Below are 20,687 nucleotides of genomic sequence, written 5' to 3'. Positions count from 1 at the left end.
TTTATTTTTTCTCTTCAATTTCCAGTTCGGTTTTCGATTCTGCCGAATTGCTTTTTAGCTGAAGTATATATTTTCCTGCAGTCAGATAGCGTTGTTTATTTTCGCCTGTAAAGAATAATTTTTCATCGAGATCCTTCAGATTACATTCTAAGGAATAAGGAATGGCGTTGAATCCTTTTTCTAATTCCAGTTCCTGAGTAAACAACGAAGTACCATTTTCTGTTTGGACATTCAACGTGTATTTCCCTTTTTCTTTTACCCAGCAACGTAGAGTGGTGGAAGGTTTCCAGGCTTCATCCCAATACGAAGATTTACTTCCCCAACGTTTGCTGAAACGAATTTTTTCTGCAGGAAATACATGTAGAGCAGAAGCTAAAATTTCGATGTTGGCAGATTGTAATTCTTCAATGGATGCAACATAAACGGATCTTCCATGTGTGGCAATGATGATGTCGTGATCGCGGGGGTGAATGACCAAATCGTGGACGGGAACTTTTGGAAGGCCGTTTGTCATTAAATAAAATTGTTCTCCCCGGTCGAGACTTGCATACAATCCGTGGTCGCTGCCGACAAAAATTAAATTTTCATTTTCTACATCTTCCTTAATTACATTAATGGGTTCAGCCGGTAAATTATTTCCGATTTTTTTCCAGCTTGTTCCGTAATCCTCCGAAACATAAATCATGCTGGCAAATAAATCGCGGGTGTGACCGTTTAAGCAAACATAAACTCTTCCTTCTTTAAATCGCGATGCCTGAATTTTTCGAATATTAAAATCGGCAGGTAATGTTGAGCTGATATTTTTCCAATTGGTACCGGCATCTTTACTTACCCAAATATTTCCATCGTCGGTTCCTGCATAGAGCAATCCAAATTTTAAAGGCGATTCATGAATGGCAGTAATCGTTCCGAATGCAACATCACCGGGTTTTCCGCCTTTGGTTAAATCGGGCGATATGCACACAAAATCTTCTCCTTGTTTAAGCGAACGATACATTTTATTGGCGCCCATGTATACCACGTCTGCAGAATGTTCCGATAACCAGATTGGAGCTTGCCAGTTCCAGCGTAGAGGACGCTCTCCCAATTGGTGTTTGGGTGTCATGTAAAAACTTTCTCCGCTTGTTTTATTGATGCGAAAATAATTTCCGTATTGGTATCCCGTATATACGGTGTTGTTGTCGCGTGGATCAATCATCACCTGCATTCCATCTCCTCCCATAATGTTTTTCCATCCATAAACACCTTCCTGATGCCAGGATACATTTTCATAATGTTGCGATGAAGCGGTCCATACACCATTGTCCTGCAATCCGCCATAAATGTTATAGGGTTTGTCCATATCCACATTTACGGTATAAAATTGACCCACCGAAGGCTGATTGCATTTTATCCAGTGTTCTCCGTTATCGTAACTGATGTTAATTCCGCCATCGTTTCCGTTAATGAGATGGCCCGCTTTGTTCGGGTCACTCCAAATGGCGTGATGGTCTACATGCACATTGTCGCGGTTTATACTTTTTAATGTTTTTCCTCCGTCTTCGGAAGTGATAATGACAAACGCCGCAACATAAAACTTATCGGGATTTTTTTCATCCGCAAGAATTTGTCCGAAATAATAACCATAGGTATACACCAGATCATCAATATATCCATTGTGCGTTTTTCTCCAGCTTTTTCCTCCGTCGTCCGACCTGTAAATTTCTGCTCCAATTACCGGTGTGTCGAACAATAGTGAATTCGCATCTTCCAGGTATTCGGCCAGTGCAGAAGGAGCAATTTCATTCTTTTTTATTTTTTCTTTTACCAGCTCAACCGTTATTGATTTTGGAAATCCGTTTTCCCGCAAAAACGTGTTAATTTTTTTATCATTGAGCAAAAGGAATTCGTCTTTTGACATTTTTTTTAATTCATCCTTGCTCAATTTTTCTTTGTCCACTTCTTTTTTATCGGTAACACGATGTGCCTGGTTATCGAGTAGCGCATAAATGGTTTCGGGTTTCGATTTGCAAATGGAAATTCCAATTCTTCCTACTCCTTCGCCTGTGGGAAATCCACTTCCTTCATTGGTGATTTTTTTCCAGTTTTCTCCGCCATCGCTACTTTTGTAAATCCCGCTGCTGGCACCCGATTCAACAAAATTCCAGGCCCTGCGTTCACGATGCCATGCGCTGGCATAAAGTTCATTCGGGTTTTGCGGATTTACCGCCATGTCAATCACGCCGGTGTTCTCGTCGATAAACAAAGTTTGCTTCCAGCTTTTCCCTCCGTCGGTCGATTTGTAAACGCCGCGTTCTTTATTCGGAGTAAATAAATGTCCAAGTACCGAAACCCAAATTGTATTGGCATCACCCGGGTGAAGAAGAATACGGCCGATATGGTGACTCTCATTTAAACCGGAATAATTCCATGTTTTTCCGTGATCATCGCTAATATATAAACCCGTTCCGGAATAAGAGGAGCGTGAGGAATTGTTTTCGCCTGTTCCCAAATAAATTCTTCCGCTTTTCCAATCGATGGCAATATCTCCAATTCCAAACATCCAGTTTTTATCACTCAAACATTCGAAAGATGTTCCGTTGTTTTTGGTTTCCCATAATCCCCCGGTAGCATAGGCAACAAAAAAGTGAGTGGCATCCGAAGGATCTACTTCGATATCTACTACGCGTCCGCTCATAATGGAGGGACCAACACTTCTGAATGCTATTCCATCGAAAAGGGAATTTTTTTCCATTTCCAGATGTTGTTTCATGGCTTGTTCCCGTTCGGAAGCCGGAGTGAATAATGCATTAGTGTTTCCTTTTTTAGTTTGTGCAATGGTCGACACAGAAAGAAACAGAAAGAGGTAGGTGAGTTGGCGCATAAAAATGGAATTAGCTAAAAATAGTAATTCTAAATAAAAAGTGACCGATAAAGATTGCTCTGTTACCGGCCACTCCTCTTCTTATGGTTGGTCCTCTTGCTTACTTCACAATGGCAACGTGTCCCTCATAAAAGTGATAATCACCTTTTACGCTGTCTTTAATTTTTATTTTGTACACGTACACATCTTGTTTGGGCTCTTCGCTTCCTCTGTATGTTCCATCCCATGCTGCGTCCTTGCTTTGCGTGCTGAACACTAACTCTCCCCAGCGATTGAAAATGAGCATTTCAAATTCATCGATGTTCTCCCCTTTTCCGAAAAACACATCGTTTCTTCCGTCGCCATCGGGTGTAAATGCGTTGGGGACGTAGTAGGTGAATTCGGGACTCACAATGAGAATGTGAGAAATGGTATCGGGACAGTTGAAATTGTTATTCGCAATTAATGTTACGGTGTATGTTCCTGTGGTGGCATACGTGTGGTTAGGAGAATAAAGACTGGAACTGCTTCCATCTCCAAAATCCCAATGTGCAGTACTTGCCTGTACACTGTTATTGATGAATTGCGCTTCCGGATCGAAGATGGAAATATCATTATCGTTCATCGAAAATTCTGCTGTAGAACGTGGACGAACATTAATGACTACAGCGGTGCTGTCGGAATTTACACAAGAGAACGTATTGGTTACGGTAAGCGTTACTACATACGTTCCGCTTTGATGATAGATATGTGTTGGAACTTCCTGTGAAGAAGTCGCCCCATCTCCGAAATTCCAATTGTAATCCGATCCAGGATCATTGGAGAAATCATTGAACAAGGTTAAACTTGCTTCTCCACATTCATCTGCATTTTGTGGCGTTAACTGCACCTGTGGTAATGGATGTACATCAATCCATGCCGATTCGGTACGTTGGTTATTACAAATATCAGTAATGGTGGCAGTGTAGTATCCGGAGTTGGTTGGATAAATCGTGTGCGGACCAACACTTGCCGGTAATCCGTTATTCCAGGTAATGGAATAGTTTCCGATTCCACCTGCAATTTCTGCAAGAACAACAGCGGCTTGTCCTTCGCAAATGGAAGGTGTTAACGTAATTCCAAAACTGATCATATTAATATCGTTCACCGTAATGGTAATATTTTCCGTTGGAGAAATACAACCGTTAGCATCTGTTGCATACACGGAGTAGGTTGTTGTTGCCGTTGGAGAAACCTGTTGCGAAGATGCGGTGTTGTTACCATTGTTCCAGTGATACAAATAATTTCCGCTTCCACCATTTGCATTGGCGCTGATGGTGGTAACTATACCAGGACAAATTGTTGCTGATCCCGCAGAAGTTAGTGTAAGAGGTGTTGGTTGTGAAATGTTTACGCTGGCACTTGCTGTACAGTTATGTGCATCGGTTACCATTACAGTATAAGATCCCATTGCTAATCCTGCAGCGCCTGGTGTGTTTTGTGCAGGTACGGTGTTCCATTGATAAACATACGGAGCAGTTCCGCCATTTGCCATTGATGTTGCGCTACCATCGTTGGAACCGTTGCAACTTACATTGGAGGAATTTCCAATTGTTGCGGTGAGGGGTTGTGGTTGTGTTACGGCGAGGTTGAAGGACTGCTGACAATTATTTCCATCCGTAACAGTTACCGTATAATTTCCGGCTGTAAGATTATTGGCATTTGCACCGAGTGAATTTACCCCGTTGTTCCATTGATACGAATATGGACTTGTTCCACCACTGATACTTACCGAGGCACTTCCGTTATTTCCGCCGAAGCAGGAAACAGGTGTTGTATTACTTTGAATTAAACTGATGGCTTGTGGTTGATCTACATTGATGTTGGCTGTTTGTGTACATCCTCCTGCATCCATTACAGTTACCGAATAATTTCCTGCAGTTAATGAATTGATGCTTGCGTTGGCCGATTGATTACTCCATTGATAGTTATAAGGAGAAGTTCCACCTGTTGCAACAACGGTTGCTGTTCCGTTATTTCCGCCATTGCATGAAACTGCTGTTGCACTTAAGGTGATGTTGAGTGGTGCATTGGGTTGAGTAATGCTTATTGTTCCGGTAGTTGTACATCCATTGGCCGTGGTTACGGTTACGGAATAATTTCCAGCCGACAAATTATTAATGCTGGTGCTCGTTGCTCCGTTCGACCATAAATAGGTGTAAGGTTGCTGACCGCCATTTACATTTACTGTTGCTGTTCCATCATTGCCTCCAAAGCAACTCACATTGGTCGATTGCATTTGAATATTTCCCGGCACAGCGCCCTGGCCAACTACTGCAGTAGAAGAAATAGCGCAACCACTTCCATCGCTTACTGTAACAGTATAGTTTCCGGCAGATAGTCCATTTACATTTGGCGTATTTTGTCCACTCGACCAAACATAATTTACTTGTCCAACCGTACCACTCACACTTGCACTCACTGTACCATTCGATGCGCCGCAATTGGCATTTGTACTATTGGTGGTAAGTGTAAATCCATTTACGGTAATGCAGAACGAATAGGTTTGAGATCCGTTCAAGGGACAATTATCATCGCTTACACTTACGGTGAAGCAATATGGATTGGTTGAAATCTGATTTGCGGTGGGAGTCCATGTAAATGTTCCTACCGGATTTGTTCCTGTTGCGCTGGTAAATGTTGCACCCGGTATGGCATTGTTCCAGGTAAGTGTTAACAGTTGACCTGCATCCGGATCTGATGCTTGTACATTAAATGTAAGTGTGTTTCCTGCACAAATGCTGGTGCTGTAATTATTACTTCCATTTATTCCGCTTACTGATGGATTTGAATTTGAACATGCAATAACACGTACCTGAATATCGCGCACCACACTTCCCACAAATTCACCATTTCTGAATTCAGAAACTTTTACCGCCATTACGGTTACTTCAAGCATGCTTGGTGTCATGCATATATCTCCGGTTTGCTGATTAATGGTAACTCCGGGAATACTTAATAAAGGTTGATTGGCAGAATAGCCCGCAAAATAAGTCACGTTAGTTCCGGGTCCTGTTGCAGGAGGAACCAATTCATACACCAATGAATCTCCGTCGGGATCCACTGCTCCGTGATTGAAGCAATAGGTTTGATTCACACAAATAAAAGGAACCGGCTTATTGGAAAATTGTGCCGAATTGTTGCAGGGAAACTGTGCATTATCCAAATGCGCTTCAACATAAATATTTTCTCCACCCGGATTATTAATGGTAGAGATGGCATTGTTTCTACAGCACAATGTGAAGCTTAAAACCCAATCGGTGCATTGTGCAGGTAAGGTTACGGGTCCTTCATAGATCCATTCCTGAACACCGGGATACGATCCGCCATCGCAATTTGTGGTAATACCCGGACAAATGGGTGTAACATCATTTCCGGTGTTTGCAATACGGTTCATGGTGATATTAAAATTTTCATTACAACTGGCCGACGCAATATTGATGGTCACTGTATTTGGAGCAGCAACCCCGGCGCAGTCGCGGTAGAAGGATAAACGTACGTTGTACGTGTTTCCGCCAACACAGGTATATGTGATGTCGGCACTCTGTGCGTGTGAAGAATAAGCCGCTTTTGTTACAAGTAAAAAAGCAACTAATCCAAAAAATCGCGCAATGAAATGGAGGAGAGATGATTTCATGACGACCTTCCTTTCTTTTTTAGGTTCGGTTTAAAAGAACGATGACTTGTTCTGTTTAACGACGACCGAAAACTCGGGTTTAGCAACCGTTTCCTAATTTTAGAAAACCTTTTTTATCTTTTGAAAAAAGGTATGCGTGCAGAATAAAATTTTGTAATGCACCACATTTTGCCAAACAATATTGTTATGCATGGCATACTATTTAACAATGAAATCAGAAACGCAAAATGCAAAAGCGAACCGAAGGCTTCGACCTACACCGTTTAATAAACGACAAACCAAATGGAATAAAATTCCATCGCAGATCTTCAACCTAAATCAAAAGGCGTGCCTATTTTATTTCGAATTCGCCGGCTTGTGTCCAGAATACATCGGTAGAATAATAAGGAAATACACGTGAAGCAGGACTTCTGAAAAGACCTTTTTGGGTAGCGGTGAGCGTAATGGGAAACTCCAGGGTTCCATTTGGAGAAATCGCTTTAAAATAAAAGACGAGTTGATTTCCCCTTGCCTCATAACGTTCAATGATCTTTTGTTTTTCTAATTCTCGTAATTGTTGCGGATCATAACGGAAACATGCGGGAATAGAAAGTTCAACGAGGGGATTATGAATCTGTTCATTTTTTGAGTTATTGATTTTCATTAAGGCCCGCACCATTTCTCCGCTTTGAAATTCTTTTTTATTCCATTGTAAGGATAAGGACAAAGCGTTTTGATGATTTTCGGGGGATGAAACAAAATAAGATGCGTTTAATGTCCACGGAACAAACTGTTGTTTACTGCTGACCTTAATATGATTCTTCCCTACTTTTAAAGCAGCGACCGGTAAATGAAAAGCATACGATTCTTTATTACCTGGATTCAACACTTTTTTAAATGTTTCTTTTCCATTAATGCTAACCGTTACTTCTTCCGGATCATTTTTTAAAGGAAATTTTTCGTAATATAAATTGATGGCCTCCAAAGCGAGAACCGTCGACTGCGTACTGCCCCATCCTCCAAATGAATTTTTCGATTTCATCAGAAACTGAAAGCAGCGGTGAATGGATGTGGAATTCGATTTTACATCATTTATTAAAGCGATAAGCATTAAAGCGGTCGACTCAATTTCTTTTTGATTTCCGTAGGAATAAGTAATCGTTTTTTCGCAGCTGAATGATCCATTTTCTTTTTGTTGCGAAGAAAGTGATTGAATGAGCTCGTCGGCTTCTTCTTTTCTTCCTGCTTTAAACAGGACATCAATCATTAAGGCCGACAAATAAGCATCTTTTTTCTTTAACGCATATTTATATTGAGCGATAATTTCAGGCACCAGCGAAAACTCTCCGGATAGAACAAGCGCACGGATGATGTAAGCGCTTTGAACGTGATAAAAATGATCTTCGGAAGAAGAATGAAATCCACCTTTATTATCTTTTTGCAACAACAACCAATCTTTGGCTTGTTGGAGCATTACTTCATTTACGCCGCCATAAACTTTTTTCATGGCAGTGAATTCCATTATTCCATAAGCGGTGAGGTAGGGACTCGTTGGTAATTGACCGTATAATGAAAATCCCTTTTCTGATGTTTGGTATTTTACCAGCTGCTGATATCCGCTTTTAATATAATTCATCGCAATATTATATTCATCCCGCTTTAAATCGTTTTGTTGTTGCAGGTAGTTTACTGCAAGAATATTGGGATAAGTAGAGGAGGAAACTTGCTCAAAACATCCATGCGGTTCGCGAATCATTGATTTTACACCTTCGGCAAAATTGGCAGCAGGATCCGGATAAAAGGTCAAGGCTAAATCCATAGACCGAAGTTCATTTGCATCCAGATTAAATTCGATTTCCTGTTCTGTTTCAGAACTCAGCATGATTGTTTTGGGGAAACCGTGAGGTACAATCGTTATTTTTTGTCGCTCTGAGCAATAGTTTTTATTCCCTTTAAAATGAAATGCTAATGAAAAGTCCTGATTATTTCCATTTACTCTGACTTTATTGCTTATCGTTTTTTTCTCGCCGGGCGCAATGCTGTATTCACTGCTATCGGCCATAAGCATTTTCCATGTTAGGGGAAGGGTCAAAAATAACCGGCCTTTTATTTCTTTTTTACTGTTATTATGAATGGTGGATTCAAGCACTAATTCATCACCGGAGGTGAGTGTAGAAGGAATAGGGGTTGCGAGCTTAATATCCGGTTGAACCATGATCACTTTTTCCGTTCTTCCCACTTCATTGCCGGACGAAATTCCTTCGGCGGTAATTCGGAACGGACCACTAAGGTCACCGGCATAAAACGACACTTCCGCTTCTCCTTTTTCGTTTAATTGAATTCTTCCATTCCAATACAACGTTGTACGGTCATCCACCATTGTTTCAAATTGCTCCGAATGATGGTGGTTGATTTCCGGAAATTTTCGCTCAGTGGCGTAAATGATTTCTCCCGGTTGCAGAATGGTGCGGTGCGTATTATCGTTGGAATAATAGGAATTAGACATTGAGCGATAAGAATGCGTTCGGATGTCAATTACCCCACCGGTTACATCACCATAATTAGCGGGAATTCCGCCGGTATAAACAACGATAGATTCAATGGATGAAGCGGGAACATTTGCTTCGCCCCTGATTTTTACGCCATCGATATAAAATACAGTGGCATCTTCGCGCGCACCACGAATGGTTAATACTCCGTTTTGATTGGGATCGATATTATCGCTGAGGTAGGAGAGGACCACATTGCTTGCAAAATTTTTTCGTGCGGCTGCTGAATGAATAATATCCTTCCTGTTAATTTCTATAGCATTGGTTTGATCTGCGTTTATTAATGGAACGGAATAATTAACTATCGTTACTTCATCCAGAGTGACGTTTGAATTATAAGCAATTTCTTTTTTATTTTCTCGTTTGGGCTTTTTAGATTTTTTGCTTTCGTTTACAATTACTACTTCTTCCAGATAGATCTGTCCATTTAAAGTAATGTTCAAATTGATGCATTTTCCCTGACTTATTTGTATGTTTTTAATTTCATATTTTTCATAACCAACGTAAGCAACCAACACATCATAAAATCCATCGGGAATGGTGTTCATTGCAAATTTCCCATCCAAATCGCTCGAGCATCCGGTTATTGTTTTTCCATCTTTACGGATAACAATATTTACAAAAGGAAGCAGTTCTCCGGTTTCTCCATCCATAACCACACCCTTTAAGCTTTTGGTATTATCGCTCGATACATAACTATTAAAACTCGATTTGTTTTCGGAGTAGTAAATGGATAAGTTGGTATCCGGACGATGAACGACGTAAGAAACGGTTCTTCCTTTTTGTTGAACATACAAGGTTTTTCTGCTGCTTAAATCGAGATTTTCGATCGAGAATTTTCCATTTTCATCACAGCGGAATTTTTGTCCCGTTTCCAATATTTTTATTTTGGCGCGAGGTTCTGGCAAGTTTGTTTCAAAATTATAGACAGTGCCCGCAATCGTTTTTTCAGCTTCGATAATGCTCTTGTCGGGGATTTTCGATTTTAATGCAGTTTTCCAGTCGAACCGCCGGTAACCTCTTGTAAGCATTAAAAGATCCATTGCCAGTTCAGATTCCGGATTTTTTGTGTCGAGATAAAATTCAGGTTCTTCAATTTCTCCGTTCAATTCACATTCCACCAAAAGTTCGGTGAGAATATTTCCACTGCGGTCGTCATTGTACACCCAGGCTTTTTCATCACTCACCGAAAGCGCTACATCGCCCGAAACGGGATTTCCTTTGGAGTCCTCTGCTTTAATTTTAAAATTAATTTTTTCGCGTGGACCATATTCCTCATTGATTTGCTCGAAGCTGATGCGCATTTGTTTTTCAGGATGAATAAAACACAGTCGTTCTGCCAGTGGCGTTTTTTGAGAATTAAAAACGGTAATTTGGACAATTCCCATGGGTAAATCGCCAACAGGAATACGTACTTCCTGTTGGGCTTGTGCAGATAATCGGGTTGAATAAACTATTTTACCTCTCGATTGTGCAGTTAGAAGCAACGCATCTTCTTCCTTCGAATGAAGGACGAATTTTAGAAAATCCTTGTTGTTTTCTTTCAGATTTAGCACCACACCTCTGTCTCTGATTTCCGGTAATGGAAATTTTTCGAGACGATTTCCGTTTCTTATAAAAGCGTAATATCGTTTGCCGGCTATTGGTGTAAAATGAAATTTTCCCATTCCATGATGGAAGGTTTGCAGATAAGTGATAAGCTGATTGTTTTCATCTTTTATGGTGCCGGAAACGTTAAGCGGAATTCCATTTTCATTTTGCGCATAAAAAGCCACTACAGTTGGCGAATTGGGAATGAGATATCCGCTTTCAGGATAAAATTCAATGTGAGGAAGATTAATGTTTAAGGGGATTGCTCTTCCTAATCCTTCTTTTTTATTCTGATGGGTAACCCTTATATAACTGTGGAGATTGTTTTTTGAAATGGTATCCGGGATATGGAATTGCACAACAGCTTTTCCTGAATCATTTGCATTTAAACGGGACGAAAGTAATTCTTCTTCACCCTGAAGAATCGAATAGTCAATGGTTGCTCCCGAAGCAATTTCATTTTCCGGAGTGCGGATTTCAATTTCCAGCTGTACCTCATCACCCGGTGAATACATTTTTTCTTTGAAGCGGGCGGTGATTAGTAATTCGGGACTCTCTTGTGTATATACGTTAAACGCTTTTTTGTAGGCAGGTTTATCCCAAAGGATTTCGCTGATCGGTGTGCTGCATTCTAAATAATAATTCCCGCCGGGGAAATTTTTGGGCAGATCGAAATTCCCGCTTACGATTCCGTTTTTAAGGTGAAAAATTTTTTCTGCGATGGAATTGCCAGATGCGTTGATTAATTTAAGGGTTAAAGTCTGACTGCTGCTTTGCTGCGATAAATTTTCGCCATTGCGAACAAATGCTGTAAACCAAACAGCGTCGCCCGGATTGTACATGGATTTATCGCATTGCACATAAATTCGCTCATCCGGATAAGCGCTTCTCCATTTGCTGAGAATGTTTTCTAAATGATTCAGTGCGGGATCTTCATCGGGCCAAAGCATGGCAAATCCTGCAAGTCCACTTAACAAAAGGAGCAATCGTTTCATGTTTTTTTAAATAAGATGCAGTAAAAAGAGAAATTCCATACATCAGGAGTAAAAAACTGCAATCTCATTTAAATTCTTGCGCTTGATGTCCGGAACCATTGCCTCTTCAGCGGGATAACCTATGGGAATAAGAAGAAAGGGACGTTCGTTTTCGGGGCGATTTAACGCTTTGCTTAAGAAATTCATCGGACTTGGGGTATGTGTCAGAGAGACGAGTCCCGCATTATGAATGGCGCTCAATAAAAAGCCACAAGCCAAACCGACCGATTCATTCACGTAATAATTGTTCCTTTTTTCCGAATCAACCAAATCATATACTTTTTTAAAAACAACAATGATATAAGGTGCTGTGGTAATAAATGGTTTTTCCCAATCCGTTCCCAGCGGTTCCAGGTCCCTCAACCATTCCTCACTCATTCTTCCCGAATAACTGGCCTTTTCTTCTTCCTCTGCCATTTCGCGAATCTGCTTCTTTAATTCTGCGTTTTCGATTATGCAAAATGTCCACGGTTGCTTATTCGCTCCACTGGGTGCGGTACCGGCAGTTTGAATTATTTTTTCAATGATGCTTCGTGGGACTTCCTTATCCGAAAAATGGCGTACACTTCTTCTTTTTTGCATGAGTTCCAAATAAGAATCTACCCTTTCGGCTTGTTCTTCGGGATTAAAATGCAGCTGGGCATAAGGAATAAACGGATACTTTGTCATGGCGCTTGGCTATTGGTGGCTTAATTTCTAAATTTGCCTTGAATTATCATAATGAAAAAGATTGCCATTTTTGCTTCAGGTACTGGTTCCAATGCGGAACGTCTCATCCAGCATTTTTCACAGAGTGATGTGGCGAGAGTGGAATTGCTCGTGAGTAATGTACCTGATTGTGGTGCCGTTCAAAAAGCAAAGCAACATCAGGTCAATGTATTGATTTATGATAATGCTGCATTCCGCGATCAGGGAGAAATGATTGCTGCGGAGTTAAAAAGTCAACAAATCGATCTCATAGTGCTTGCCGGGTTTTTGAGAATGATACCTCAGGCACTTATCCGCGATTTTGGAAAACGCATGCTGAATGTTCATCCTGCTTTATTACCAAAATTCGGTGGCAAAGGCATGTATGGAATGCGTGTACACGAAGCAGTTATTGCTGCCGGAGAAAAAGAAAGTGGAATAAGTATTCACCGGGTGACAGAACATTACGATGAAGGAGATATTCTTTTTCAGGCGAAGTGTTCCATTAATGACCAGGATACGGCAGAAAGTCTGGCGATAAAAATTCATGATTTGGAACATCTGCATTTTCCTTTAGTGGTAGAAAAATTTGTAGCGCAATGTTAAACCTGAATTTTAATCTCTCCGAAATTGCAACAGCCTCTATGGTTTTGTTCGCGGTGATTGATATTATTGGTTCGGTCCCCATTATCATTGAAATAAAGCGCAAGGCCGGAGAAATTCATCCTGCAAAAGCAACCTTCGTTTCTTTAATTATCATGGTTGCCTTTTTGTTTTTGGGTGAATCCATTCTTCATATCATTGGTATCAATGTCAATTCTTTTGCAGTTGCCGGAGCCTTTGTTTTGTTTTTTATGGCACTCGAAATGATTTTAGGTGTACGCTTGTTCCGCGAAGAAGAAACACCAAAAGTAGCATCCATTGTTCCGCTTGCTTTTCCATTAATTGCCGGTGCAGGAACCATGACCACCATTTTATCTTTACGTTCAGAATTTGAAGCGGTAAATATTATTGTAGCGATTGTACTCAATAGTTTGTTTGTATATGTGGTGTTGCGGATGACCGATCGCATTGAGCGTTTATTGGGACCCGGAGGATTAATTGTACTTCGCAAGGTGTTCGGAATTATTTGTCTCGCACTGGCGGTTAAATTATTCAGTTCAAATATTCAAGGATTACTTCACGCATGAAAGTTCACATATATACCGATGGTGCCGCGAAAGGAAATCCCGGAAGAGGAGGATACGGAATTGTATTGCGCTCCGAGCGTGGTCACCATAAAGAAGTTGCAAAAGGTTATCGTTTAACCACGAATAACCGGATGGAATTAATGGCTGTAATTGTTGCACTGGAAATGCTGAAAGGAACGCAAGATGAAGTCACGGTGTTTTCCGATTCGAAGTATGTGGTGGATTCGGTTGAACAGGGATGGTTATGGAACTGGCAGAAAAAAGGATTTGAAAAAACTAAAAATGCAGATCTGTGGCGACGATTTATCCCTGCCTATCAACGTCACAAAGTGAAGTTCAAATGGATTAAAGGACATAACGGACATAAGGATAACGAACGATGCGACCAAATGGCGGTTGCAGCAGCCGACCTGCCTATTTTATTGGTGGATGAAGGATATGAAAATGCACAGGATAAATCCATGTTCGACGAATGAGGCATTCGTTTCCCCATAATATAGAACTGCAAAAAAAACGCAACCGAATGACCTTATTATTATTTGTGTTGTGTTCTGCTTTTGCTATTTGGTTCACGATAGTGGCCTTCTCCAATCAACAATCTGCTTTAAGCAATGCCTTGTTTTCCGCTTTATTGCTGGTGGTATTAGGTGGACTAGCCTACTGGGTGCGTAAAAAATTTTCGCTGATTATCGAAATTGAAATGAATAATGGCGAGTTGAAAATTACCCGCTACAAACAGAATACGGAAATCATTTTTAAAGAGGAAATCGTGGCGCTGTTGTATTATGAGCACAAAGCAAAAACAAAAGTCCTTGCACTACAACTAAACAGTAATCGCTTAGTATTATTGGAAGGAAATGAAAATCTGCAGCGCGATTTATCGGCGTGGACAAATCTTCCGATTACACAGGTAGAATAAAAAAGCCCCGGTACTTCGGGGCTTTCTTTTTTATTTAATGAATTGAAGAATGTTTTTATCGGTTTCCTTGGCCTTTAAATCATTAATCATTTTGGCAATTTCTTCACTCTTGTTTTTCGCTTTTACAGCCTCACTTTGTGCCTGATCTGCCTCCATGTTTTTTCCTTCTTTTCTCAGGCTTTCTGCATTCGTTGTCATTTCTAATTCAACTTTGCTGTAATAGCCCTGGAAAGAAGATAATTGTTGGTAACCGGAAAACTTGAGCCACCATGGACTTCCATTTCTTGCAGTTTCTTCAAAGATTTTTAATCCTTTTTCGATTTCTGCATCAGGCTGACGTTTTAAGTAATTGCTGTAAATGGTCAGGAATTCGTATTTCGAAAAACCGCTCATGTTGCGAAGGTTCTCAAGGAAGAATTCATGTTCTGCCACACCACCATGTTCTGCATAAATTTCTGCAACGGTCATGCGGACATCATTATTCTTTTCCTTTTCAAATTGTTTCGATAATTCCATGGCACGTTTTTCATCCACATGAGAAATAGCTTCCAATCCCGCAGATAAAACATTATAGGAAGAATCCTTAACCGCCATTTCGTAAATATCAGTTAAGCTTTTATCGTCGCTAAAGTTTTTAGAAAGTTGACGAATCGCAGTAGCACGAACGCTTGGTTTCGGATCGTTTTTAGATATACCGGCAAGCTTATCATGAATAGCATCCTTTTGCGTTTTCATGGCGCGCTTTAAATTTTTCATAGCCAATTCGCGAAGGAAAGGCGATTTATCGTTTAAGGCATCCACTAAAACTTTGTGCGCTTTTTCATCGCTGCTTTTTCCGCATTCTTCAATGGCCTCTCTGCGGTCGAGGTATTTCGGACCATTATAATATTGGTAAATCCATTGTTCAAGCGGTTTAACGTCTTCTTTTTCGCAGAGGAGAATTTTGCGGGAGTCGACATTTACCAGCAATGGTTTTTCGTTTACGTTGATATAAAAAGTATCAATTCTGTTCTCTGCTTTTACACTATGAGTGAATTTTCCGGTTGAAGTATAAACATCGATATCAATGGGAAGTAAATACAAAGGAACTTCCTGAAAGTTTTGTTTTTGCTCTATCATTACCGCAACTCTGCCTTTCGACTCCTCATACTTCTGCGTGAATTTTAAAAGAGGATGTCCTTTTGCATAAAACCACTGATTGAAAAACCAGTTCATGTCTTCGCCGGTAACTTTTTCAAAAGCCAAACGCAATTGATGCATCTCGGCAGGTTGAAATTGATTATCCGTAAGGTAAACGCGGATCGATTCAAAGAATGCATCATCTCCAACAACGTTACGCAGCATGTGTAAAATACGTCCGCCTTTATTGTAGGAGTGACCATCAAACATTTCTTCTTTGTCGGAATAATTAAAACGAATCATATCGGCATAACCACCTTGTTTGGTAGATAAAATATATCCGTTCATTTCTACAAAGGCATAGTGATCTGCTTCATCAGCGCCATGTTCGTACTCGTCCCATAAGAACTGACTGTAATTTGCAAATGATTCGTTCAGGGGAAGATTCGCCCAGGATTCGCAGGTAACTAAATCGCCGAACCAGTGGTGAAATAATTCGTGCGCAATGATGGATTCATTGTGTCCGTCTAAAAGCTCACGTTTGGTTTGATATAAAAAGTCGCCATGTATAGTTGCCGTTGTATTTTCCATTGCACCTGATACATAATCGCGGACTACAATTTGCGCATATTTTTCCCATGGATATTCCACACCTAAACGCTTGGAGAAATACTCAATCATTTTCGGAGTTTTTCCAAAAATATCGCGGGCGTATTGTTCGTATTCTTTTTCCACGTAATAGGAAACTTCCATTTCCTGGCCGTTTTGTTTTTTCCATTTGTCTTTTACTACAGCAAAATCACCAATGGCCATCATAACGAGATAGGGAGCATGGGGTTTCGACATCTTCCAATGATCGGTGCGTGTGCCGTCGGAATTTTTTTTCGATTCAACCAATAATCCATTCGAAAGCGTTTTAAAATCATCACGAATGGTGATGTAAATTTCATGTGTCATTTTTTCATTGGGCTTATCGAAAGTCGGAAACCAACACGAGTTTGCTTCCGTTTCTCCTTGCGTCCAGATTTCAACATGCTTGTTGCCGTCCTTACCATCGGGATTAATAAAATACAATCCTTTATCACTCGATATGGCAGCGCTTCCTCCGGTTTCTCTTTCGTTCGGTTTAGCGGTATAATCGATCATTACCTGATAGATCTCGGTGTTTTTATACTCGCGGTCGAGTTTAATTTTCAATTTCAGACCATCGTATTCATAGGTGAGATCCTTAGCGTTTCCGCCGTTGAGGATCTGGACTTTATGGATGTCGAAATTTTTCGCATCGAGTTCCAGAATGGAGGTGGGATAGAAATAGGGACGCGCATCGATGGTGGCTTTTCCGAGCAAATGGGCTTTGCTGAAATCAAATTTTACCTCGAGTTTGGTATGAATAATATCGTTTTCGCGGGTGGCCGAAGGATTGTAACGCGGACGGTGCGGTTCGGGGTCGCCGTCTTTCTTCTGGTTATTGGCCGTAGGGGCAATGTTCGATACCGGATCTTTGCCTCCGGTTTGCTTACTTGTTTCTTTGGATCCTGTTTTACAGGCACTCATTAATAACAGGGCGCTCAGGCCGGCCGTAATTACATGTTTCATATCGTGGATTTTCGCTCATCAAATATGCTGAAAAAGAGGGATTCTGACGAAGTCCTTTGTATATGTGGCCAAATTCGTAGTTTAGCGTTGTTTTTGAATTACCAACGGTTGTGATAAAAGTTAAAGTAAATGGAAAGCAGGAGTTTGTTGTTACAAACCCCGGGGACGAAAGTGTTGAAATCAATGGCAATACTTCGTTTATAGATCTGAAACCCGTAAAGGAAGGAACGTTTCATCTGTTAAAGGATGGCCATTCTTACACGGTGGATGTGATAAAGCACGATCCGCAAACCAAAACGATGCAGGTATTGGTGAACGGGAATAAATACAATCTTGAGTTGCGCGACAAATACGATGAGTTATTGTCCTCTCTCGGAATGAACGTTACCGCCAAAGCCGTAAAAGAAATGAAAGCTCCAATGCCTGGAATGGTATTGGATGTAATGGTTAAACCCGGCGATAGCGTGAACAAAGATCAGGCTTTACTTGTTTTAGAAGCAATGAAAATGGAGAACGTACTCAAATCACCCGGTGATGCAGTCGTAAAATCCATTGTTGTTACGAAAGGTACTGCCGTAGAAAAAAATCAGGTCCTAATCACCTTTGAATAAAAAATCATTATGAAAAAAATTCTGTTCTCATTACTTACAATCTCTTCCCTGGCGATGGTTTCCTGCGGCGGAGGAGAAGAAAAAAAAGAAGAAAAATCGGCCGACTCTACAGCAAAAGTAGAAGAACCCAAAGCGCCGGTTTGTACTTATTCTTATCAGCACGATTCTACCCGTGTTGAATGGATTGCCTATAAATTCACCGAAAAAGCGGGCGTAAAAGGTCGCTTCGATTCTACCGAGGTCACCGGTACCGGTGATGCGGACACTATGCAAAATGTGTTTAAAAATGCCGCATTTAAAATTTATACCGCAAGTACAGAGACAAACGATAAAGGCAGAAATGAAAAAATTGTAAAGTTTGTATTCGGCAAAATGAAATCGACTTCCGAAATCACAGGAAGTGTAAAAAGCATCAATGCAGATGGATCAATGTTTACCATCAGCATCAAGATGAACGAAATTGAAAAAGATGTTGAAGTTCCTGCTACCTGGGAAGGTGAAAAAGTTACGCTGAAAGCCGATATTAATCTGGAGGATTGGAATGGACAAGAATCGGTTAAAGCGATTACCGAAGCGTGTAAAAAGAACCATACCGGAACAGATGGTATTACGAAGGTTTGGCCGGATGTTACCATTATTATTTCTACCACATTGCATAAAACATGCGCAGAATAAAATAAAATCTGTTATTATTGAACGGTCATCCACAAGGTGACCGTTTTTTTTATGCATGAACATCACTACCGGAAGCTGGAACAGATTTATTATGGTGGCCCCATTAATCAATCCCTTCTCCAAAAAATTACTGTAAGCGAAAACAGCTGCACCATCGAATTTGAAGTACAGCCTTCCCACTTTCATGCAGGAATGGCCATGCACGGCGCTATGTATTTTAAGTTGCTCGACGACTCAGCTTATTTTGCCTGTTCTTCACGTGAAGAAGAATTTTTTATTCTAACCACGCGGTTCGAGGTAAAATTATTACGACCGGTAAGTGGCGGAAAACTTTTTGCAAGAGGGACTTTTCTGCGCGAAGAAAACAATGTGTTTTATGCGGAGAGTGAAATCAGAAATGAAGAAAATAAATTAGTCGCAACCGGAAGCGGAGAATTTGTCCGCTCAAAAATTAGAATAGCCAGTTTATAATTACCATTTAATAAACTTTTCATTTTTGTACACATCCGATTTAAAGTGGATAAAATAAATCCCATCGGAAAATGATGAAACATCAACTTGCAATCTGTTTCCTGAATAAAAGTGTTGACTGATTTTTTTACCGCTCACATCAAAAATTTCTAAAATTTCATTATTTAAAATTGAGGGCGTTTCTATAAGGATGGAAGAGAGACTGGATTGATAAATTATTGTTGCTGCAGGTTTTTCATTTTCCTGGATAGCGGTTGGGCCATTTACAATAAACTGTCCCATCATTCCCATGTCTTCATGAGTTAACATGTGACAATGATACATATAGGGAAGGGTATCATTAAAATGGTCTTCGAAACGGGTAATAAAACGAACCGTTGTATTTCCTGCCGGAACTAATACTACATCTTTCCTTCCTTGTAATGATGGCGAAGGGGGTACGCCGTTTATATCCAGAATATAAAACTGCACATCATGAATATGGAATGGGTGCGCAATGGGAGATTGATTGGTTAAGGACCAGACTTCGATATTTTCAAAAGGAATATAATAATTGATCATCATCATATCGAAAGCCATGTTATTGATTAAAAAGGGACCATTAATTGCACCAGGGCCCATGGTCACCGGTGTAAATGTTAATGATCTTGTGGCTTGAGCATTTGCTTCCTGCCAGGGGCTATGGGTAACCAGACTGGTTGGAATGGTAGAAATTGGATTTGACGTTGGTGATCCAACGTGATATTCGATTAAGCTGAAGTTTGAACCGTTTAGAGGATTAGACGTGTAATTGGGAATTACTTGTCCACCGCCCATGCCTGGTTGAGCAGCACCATAAATAGCATTCGGGAGTTCGGCACCATAACTGATCAGAGAAATATTTTGACCATTTAATGCACTGAAATCAATTAATATTTCTGCGCGTTCTCCTGGTGCTAATTGTAATCGGCTTAATGCAACGGGGGAGGATAATAATCCTCCGTCTGATCCGATTTGGTAAAAGCTTTGATTGTTACTCAAGCCTAAATAATATACTCGCTCGGAGGAGCCATTTAAAACCCTGAATCTTACCACCTGAGCAGGAACATCCAGATACGGATCAACCGTTCCATTAATCATTAAAGAAGTGTCCAGTGCGGTTTGCGTTGTAACGATTTCTCCATTAACATCAAATGCTTTGGTTTGAATTACCATTGGGAAATCGTCAATTCCATATTTACGAGGTAACAACAAAGCTGCTTCTTCCTGGTCTCTTACAATGATTAATCCCGCTATTCCTTTTTGAACATGTTCATTGGTTCGCATATGAAGATGCGGATGATACCAATAGGTAGATGCTTTATCTAAAACAGTGAATTGAGGATTCCAGGTTTGACCAGGTAATATCACGGTGTGTGGTCCCCCGTCGTTACTTGGCGAAACATGCATTCCATGCCAGTGAATCGTTGTGGTGTCGCCTATTTGATTTTCTACCTGGATACTTACGAAATCATGTTGATTCATAAATAAAGTTGGGCCAAGTAGATTGCCGTTTACTCCCATGGTGGAGGTGGTGATTCCGCTATAAAAATTAGTGCTTCCTTGTTGAAGTTGAAGCGAAAATGAAGTTCCCGAAATCGTATCCGGTATAAAAAGAGCATTTTGTGAAAAGGAAAATATGGAATTTAAAAGAATGATTCCAGCCAGAAAATAACGCATGTTTTTTTCTTTAAACTTAATAAGAATCAAAATCTGCTAATGTGATTTAAG

Annotated in this window: 13 protein-coding genes; 7 read left to right on the top strand and 6 right to left on the bottom strand. The window is 40.5% G+C overall.

Annotation, left to right across the window (positions count from 1 at the left end; all coding sequences use genetic code 11):
* Position 1 precedes the first annotated feature (1 nt).
* The 4 genes from K1X56_05625 to K1X56_05610 all read right to left on the bottom strand — a co-directional run bounded on the left by K1X56_05625 (position 2) and on the right by K1X56_05610 (position 12,339).
* Positions 2-2,863: a glycosyl hydrolase gene (locus tag K1X56_05625; protein ID MBX7094181.1), complete on the bottom strand. Its 2,862-nt coding sequence runs from the start codon at positions 2,861-2,863 to the stop codon at positions 2-4.
* Positions 2,864-2,963: 100 nt separating this feature from the next.
* A complete protein-coding gene (locus K1X56_05620; protein MBX7094180.1) occupies positions 2,964-6,518 on the bottom strand; it encodes a gliding motility-associated C-terminal domain-containing protein in 3,555 nt (1,184 codons plus the stop codon).
* A gap of 331 nt (positions 6,519-6,849) precedes the next feature.
* On the bottom strand, positions 6,850-11,631 hold the full coding sequence (locus tag K1X56_05615) for a carboxypeptidase-like regulatory domain-containing protein (protein ID MBX7094179.1): 4,782 nt from the start codon (positions 11,629-11,631) through the stop codon (positions 6,850-6,852).
* A gap of 42 nt (positions 11,632-11,673) precedes the next feature.
* Positions 11,674-12,339, bottom strand: coding sequence for a nitroreductase family protein (locus tag K1X56_05610; GenBank protein MBX7094178.1), 666 nt, complete (start codon positions 12,337-12,339; stop codon positions 11,674-11,676).
* A 51-nt stretch (positions 12,340-12,390) separates the two neighbouring features.
* On the opposite strand from K1X56_05610, the gene purN reads away from it, so the two are divergent.
* Genes purN through K1X56_05590 form a run of 4 tightly spaced genes read left to right on the top strand, consistent with a single transcriptional unit; the run spans position 12,391 to position 14,466 of the window.
* Positions 12,391-12,963, top strand: a complete 573-nt coding sequence (purN, locus tag K1X56_05605; GenBank protein ID MBX7094177.1) for a phosphoribosylglycinamide formyltransferase — start codon at positions 12,391-12,393, stop codon at positions 12,961-12,963.
* Complete coding sequence (locus K1X56_05600; GenBank protein MBX7094176.1) at positions 12,957-13,547, top strand: MarC family protein; 591 nt, start codon at positions 12,957-12,959, stop codon at positions 13,545-13,547. Before purN ends, K1X56_05600 begins: the two co-directional genes overlap by 7 nt.
* On the top strand, positions 13,544-14,023 hold the full coding sequence (rnhA, locus tag K1X56_05595; protein MBX7094175.1) for a ribonuclease HI: 480 nt from the start codon (positions 13,544-13,546) through the stop codon (positions 14,021-14,023). Before K1X56_05600 ends, rnhA begins: the two co-directional genes overlap by 4 nt.
* 47 nt (positions 14,024-14,070) lie before the next feature.
* On the top strand, positions 14,071-14,466 hold the full coding sequence (locus K1X56_05590) for a hypothetical protein (protein ID MBX7094174.1): 396 nt from the start codon (positions 14,071-14,073) through the stop codon (positions 14,464-14,466).
* A gap of 30 nt (positions 14,467-14,496) precedes the next feature.
* Here the strand turns inward: K1X56_05590 and K1X56_05585 are convergent, their stop codons facing one another.
* Positions 14,497-17,181, bottom strand: a complete 2,685-nt coding sequence (locus K1X56_05585) for a HEAT repeat domain-containing protein (protein MBX7094173.1) — start codon at positions 17,179-17,181, stop codon at positions 14,497-14,499.
* Between the two features lie 110 nt (positions 17,182-17,291).
* Between K1X56_05585 and K1X56_05580 the strand changes: the two genes are divergently transcribed.
* Genes K1X56_05580 through K1X56_05570 form a run of 3 tightly spaced genes read left to right on the top strand, consistent with a single transcriptional unit; the run spans position 17,292 to position 18,938 of the window.
* A complete protein-coding gene (locus K1X56_05580) occupies positions 17,292-17,792 on the top strand; it encodes an acetyl-CoA carboxylase biotin carboxyl carrier protein subunit (protein ID MBX7094172.1) in 501 nt (166 codons plus the stop codon).
* A gap of 9 nt (positions 17,793-17,801) precedes the next feature.
* Positions 17,802-18,467 (top strand): YceI family protein, encoded by a 666-nt coding sequence (locus K1X56_05575; GenBank protein ID MBX7094171.1) that lies wholly within the window; start codon positions 17,802-17,804, stop codon positions 18,465-18,467.
* A 51-nt stretch (positions 18,468-18,518) separates the two neighbouring features.
* On the top strand, positions 18,519-18,938 hold the full coding sequence (locus tag K1X56_05570) for a PaaI family thioesterase (GenBank protein ID MBX7094170.1): 420 nt from the start codon (positions 18,519-18,521) through the stop codon (positions 18,936-18,938).
* On the opposite strand, the gene K1X56_05565 is transcribed toward K1X56_05570, so the two are convergent.
* Positions 18,939-20,636, bottom strand: coding sequence for a multicopper oxidase domain-containing protein (locus tag K1X56_05565; GenBank protein MBX7094169.1), 1,698 nt, complete (start codon positions 20,634-20,636; stop codon positions 18,939-18,941). It abuts the gene before it with no gap.
* Positions 20,637-20,687: the final 51 nt, after the last annotated feature.

The organism is Flavobacteriales bacterium (assembly GCA_019694795.1).
In the GTDB taxonomy this organism is placed as follows: domain Bacteria; phylum Bacteroidota; class Bacteroidia; order Flavobacteriales_D; family UBA2798; genus UBA2798.
This window is presented reverse-complemented; position numbering and strand designations above follow the sequence as displayed.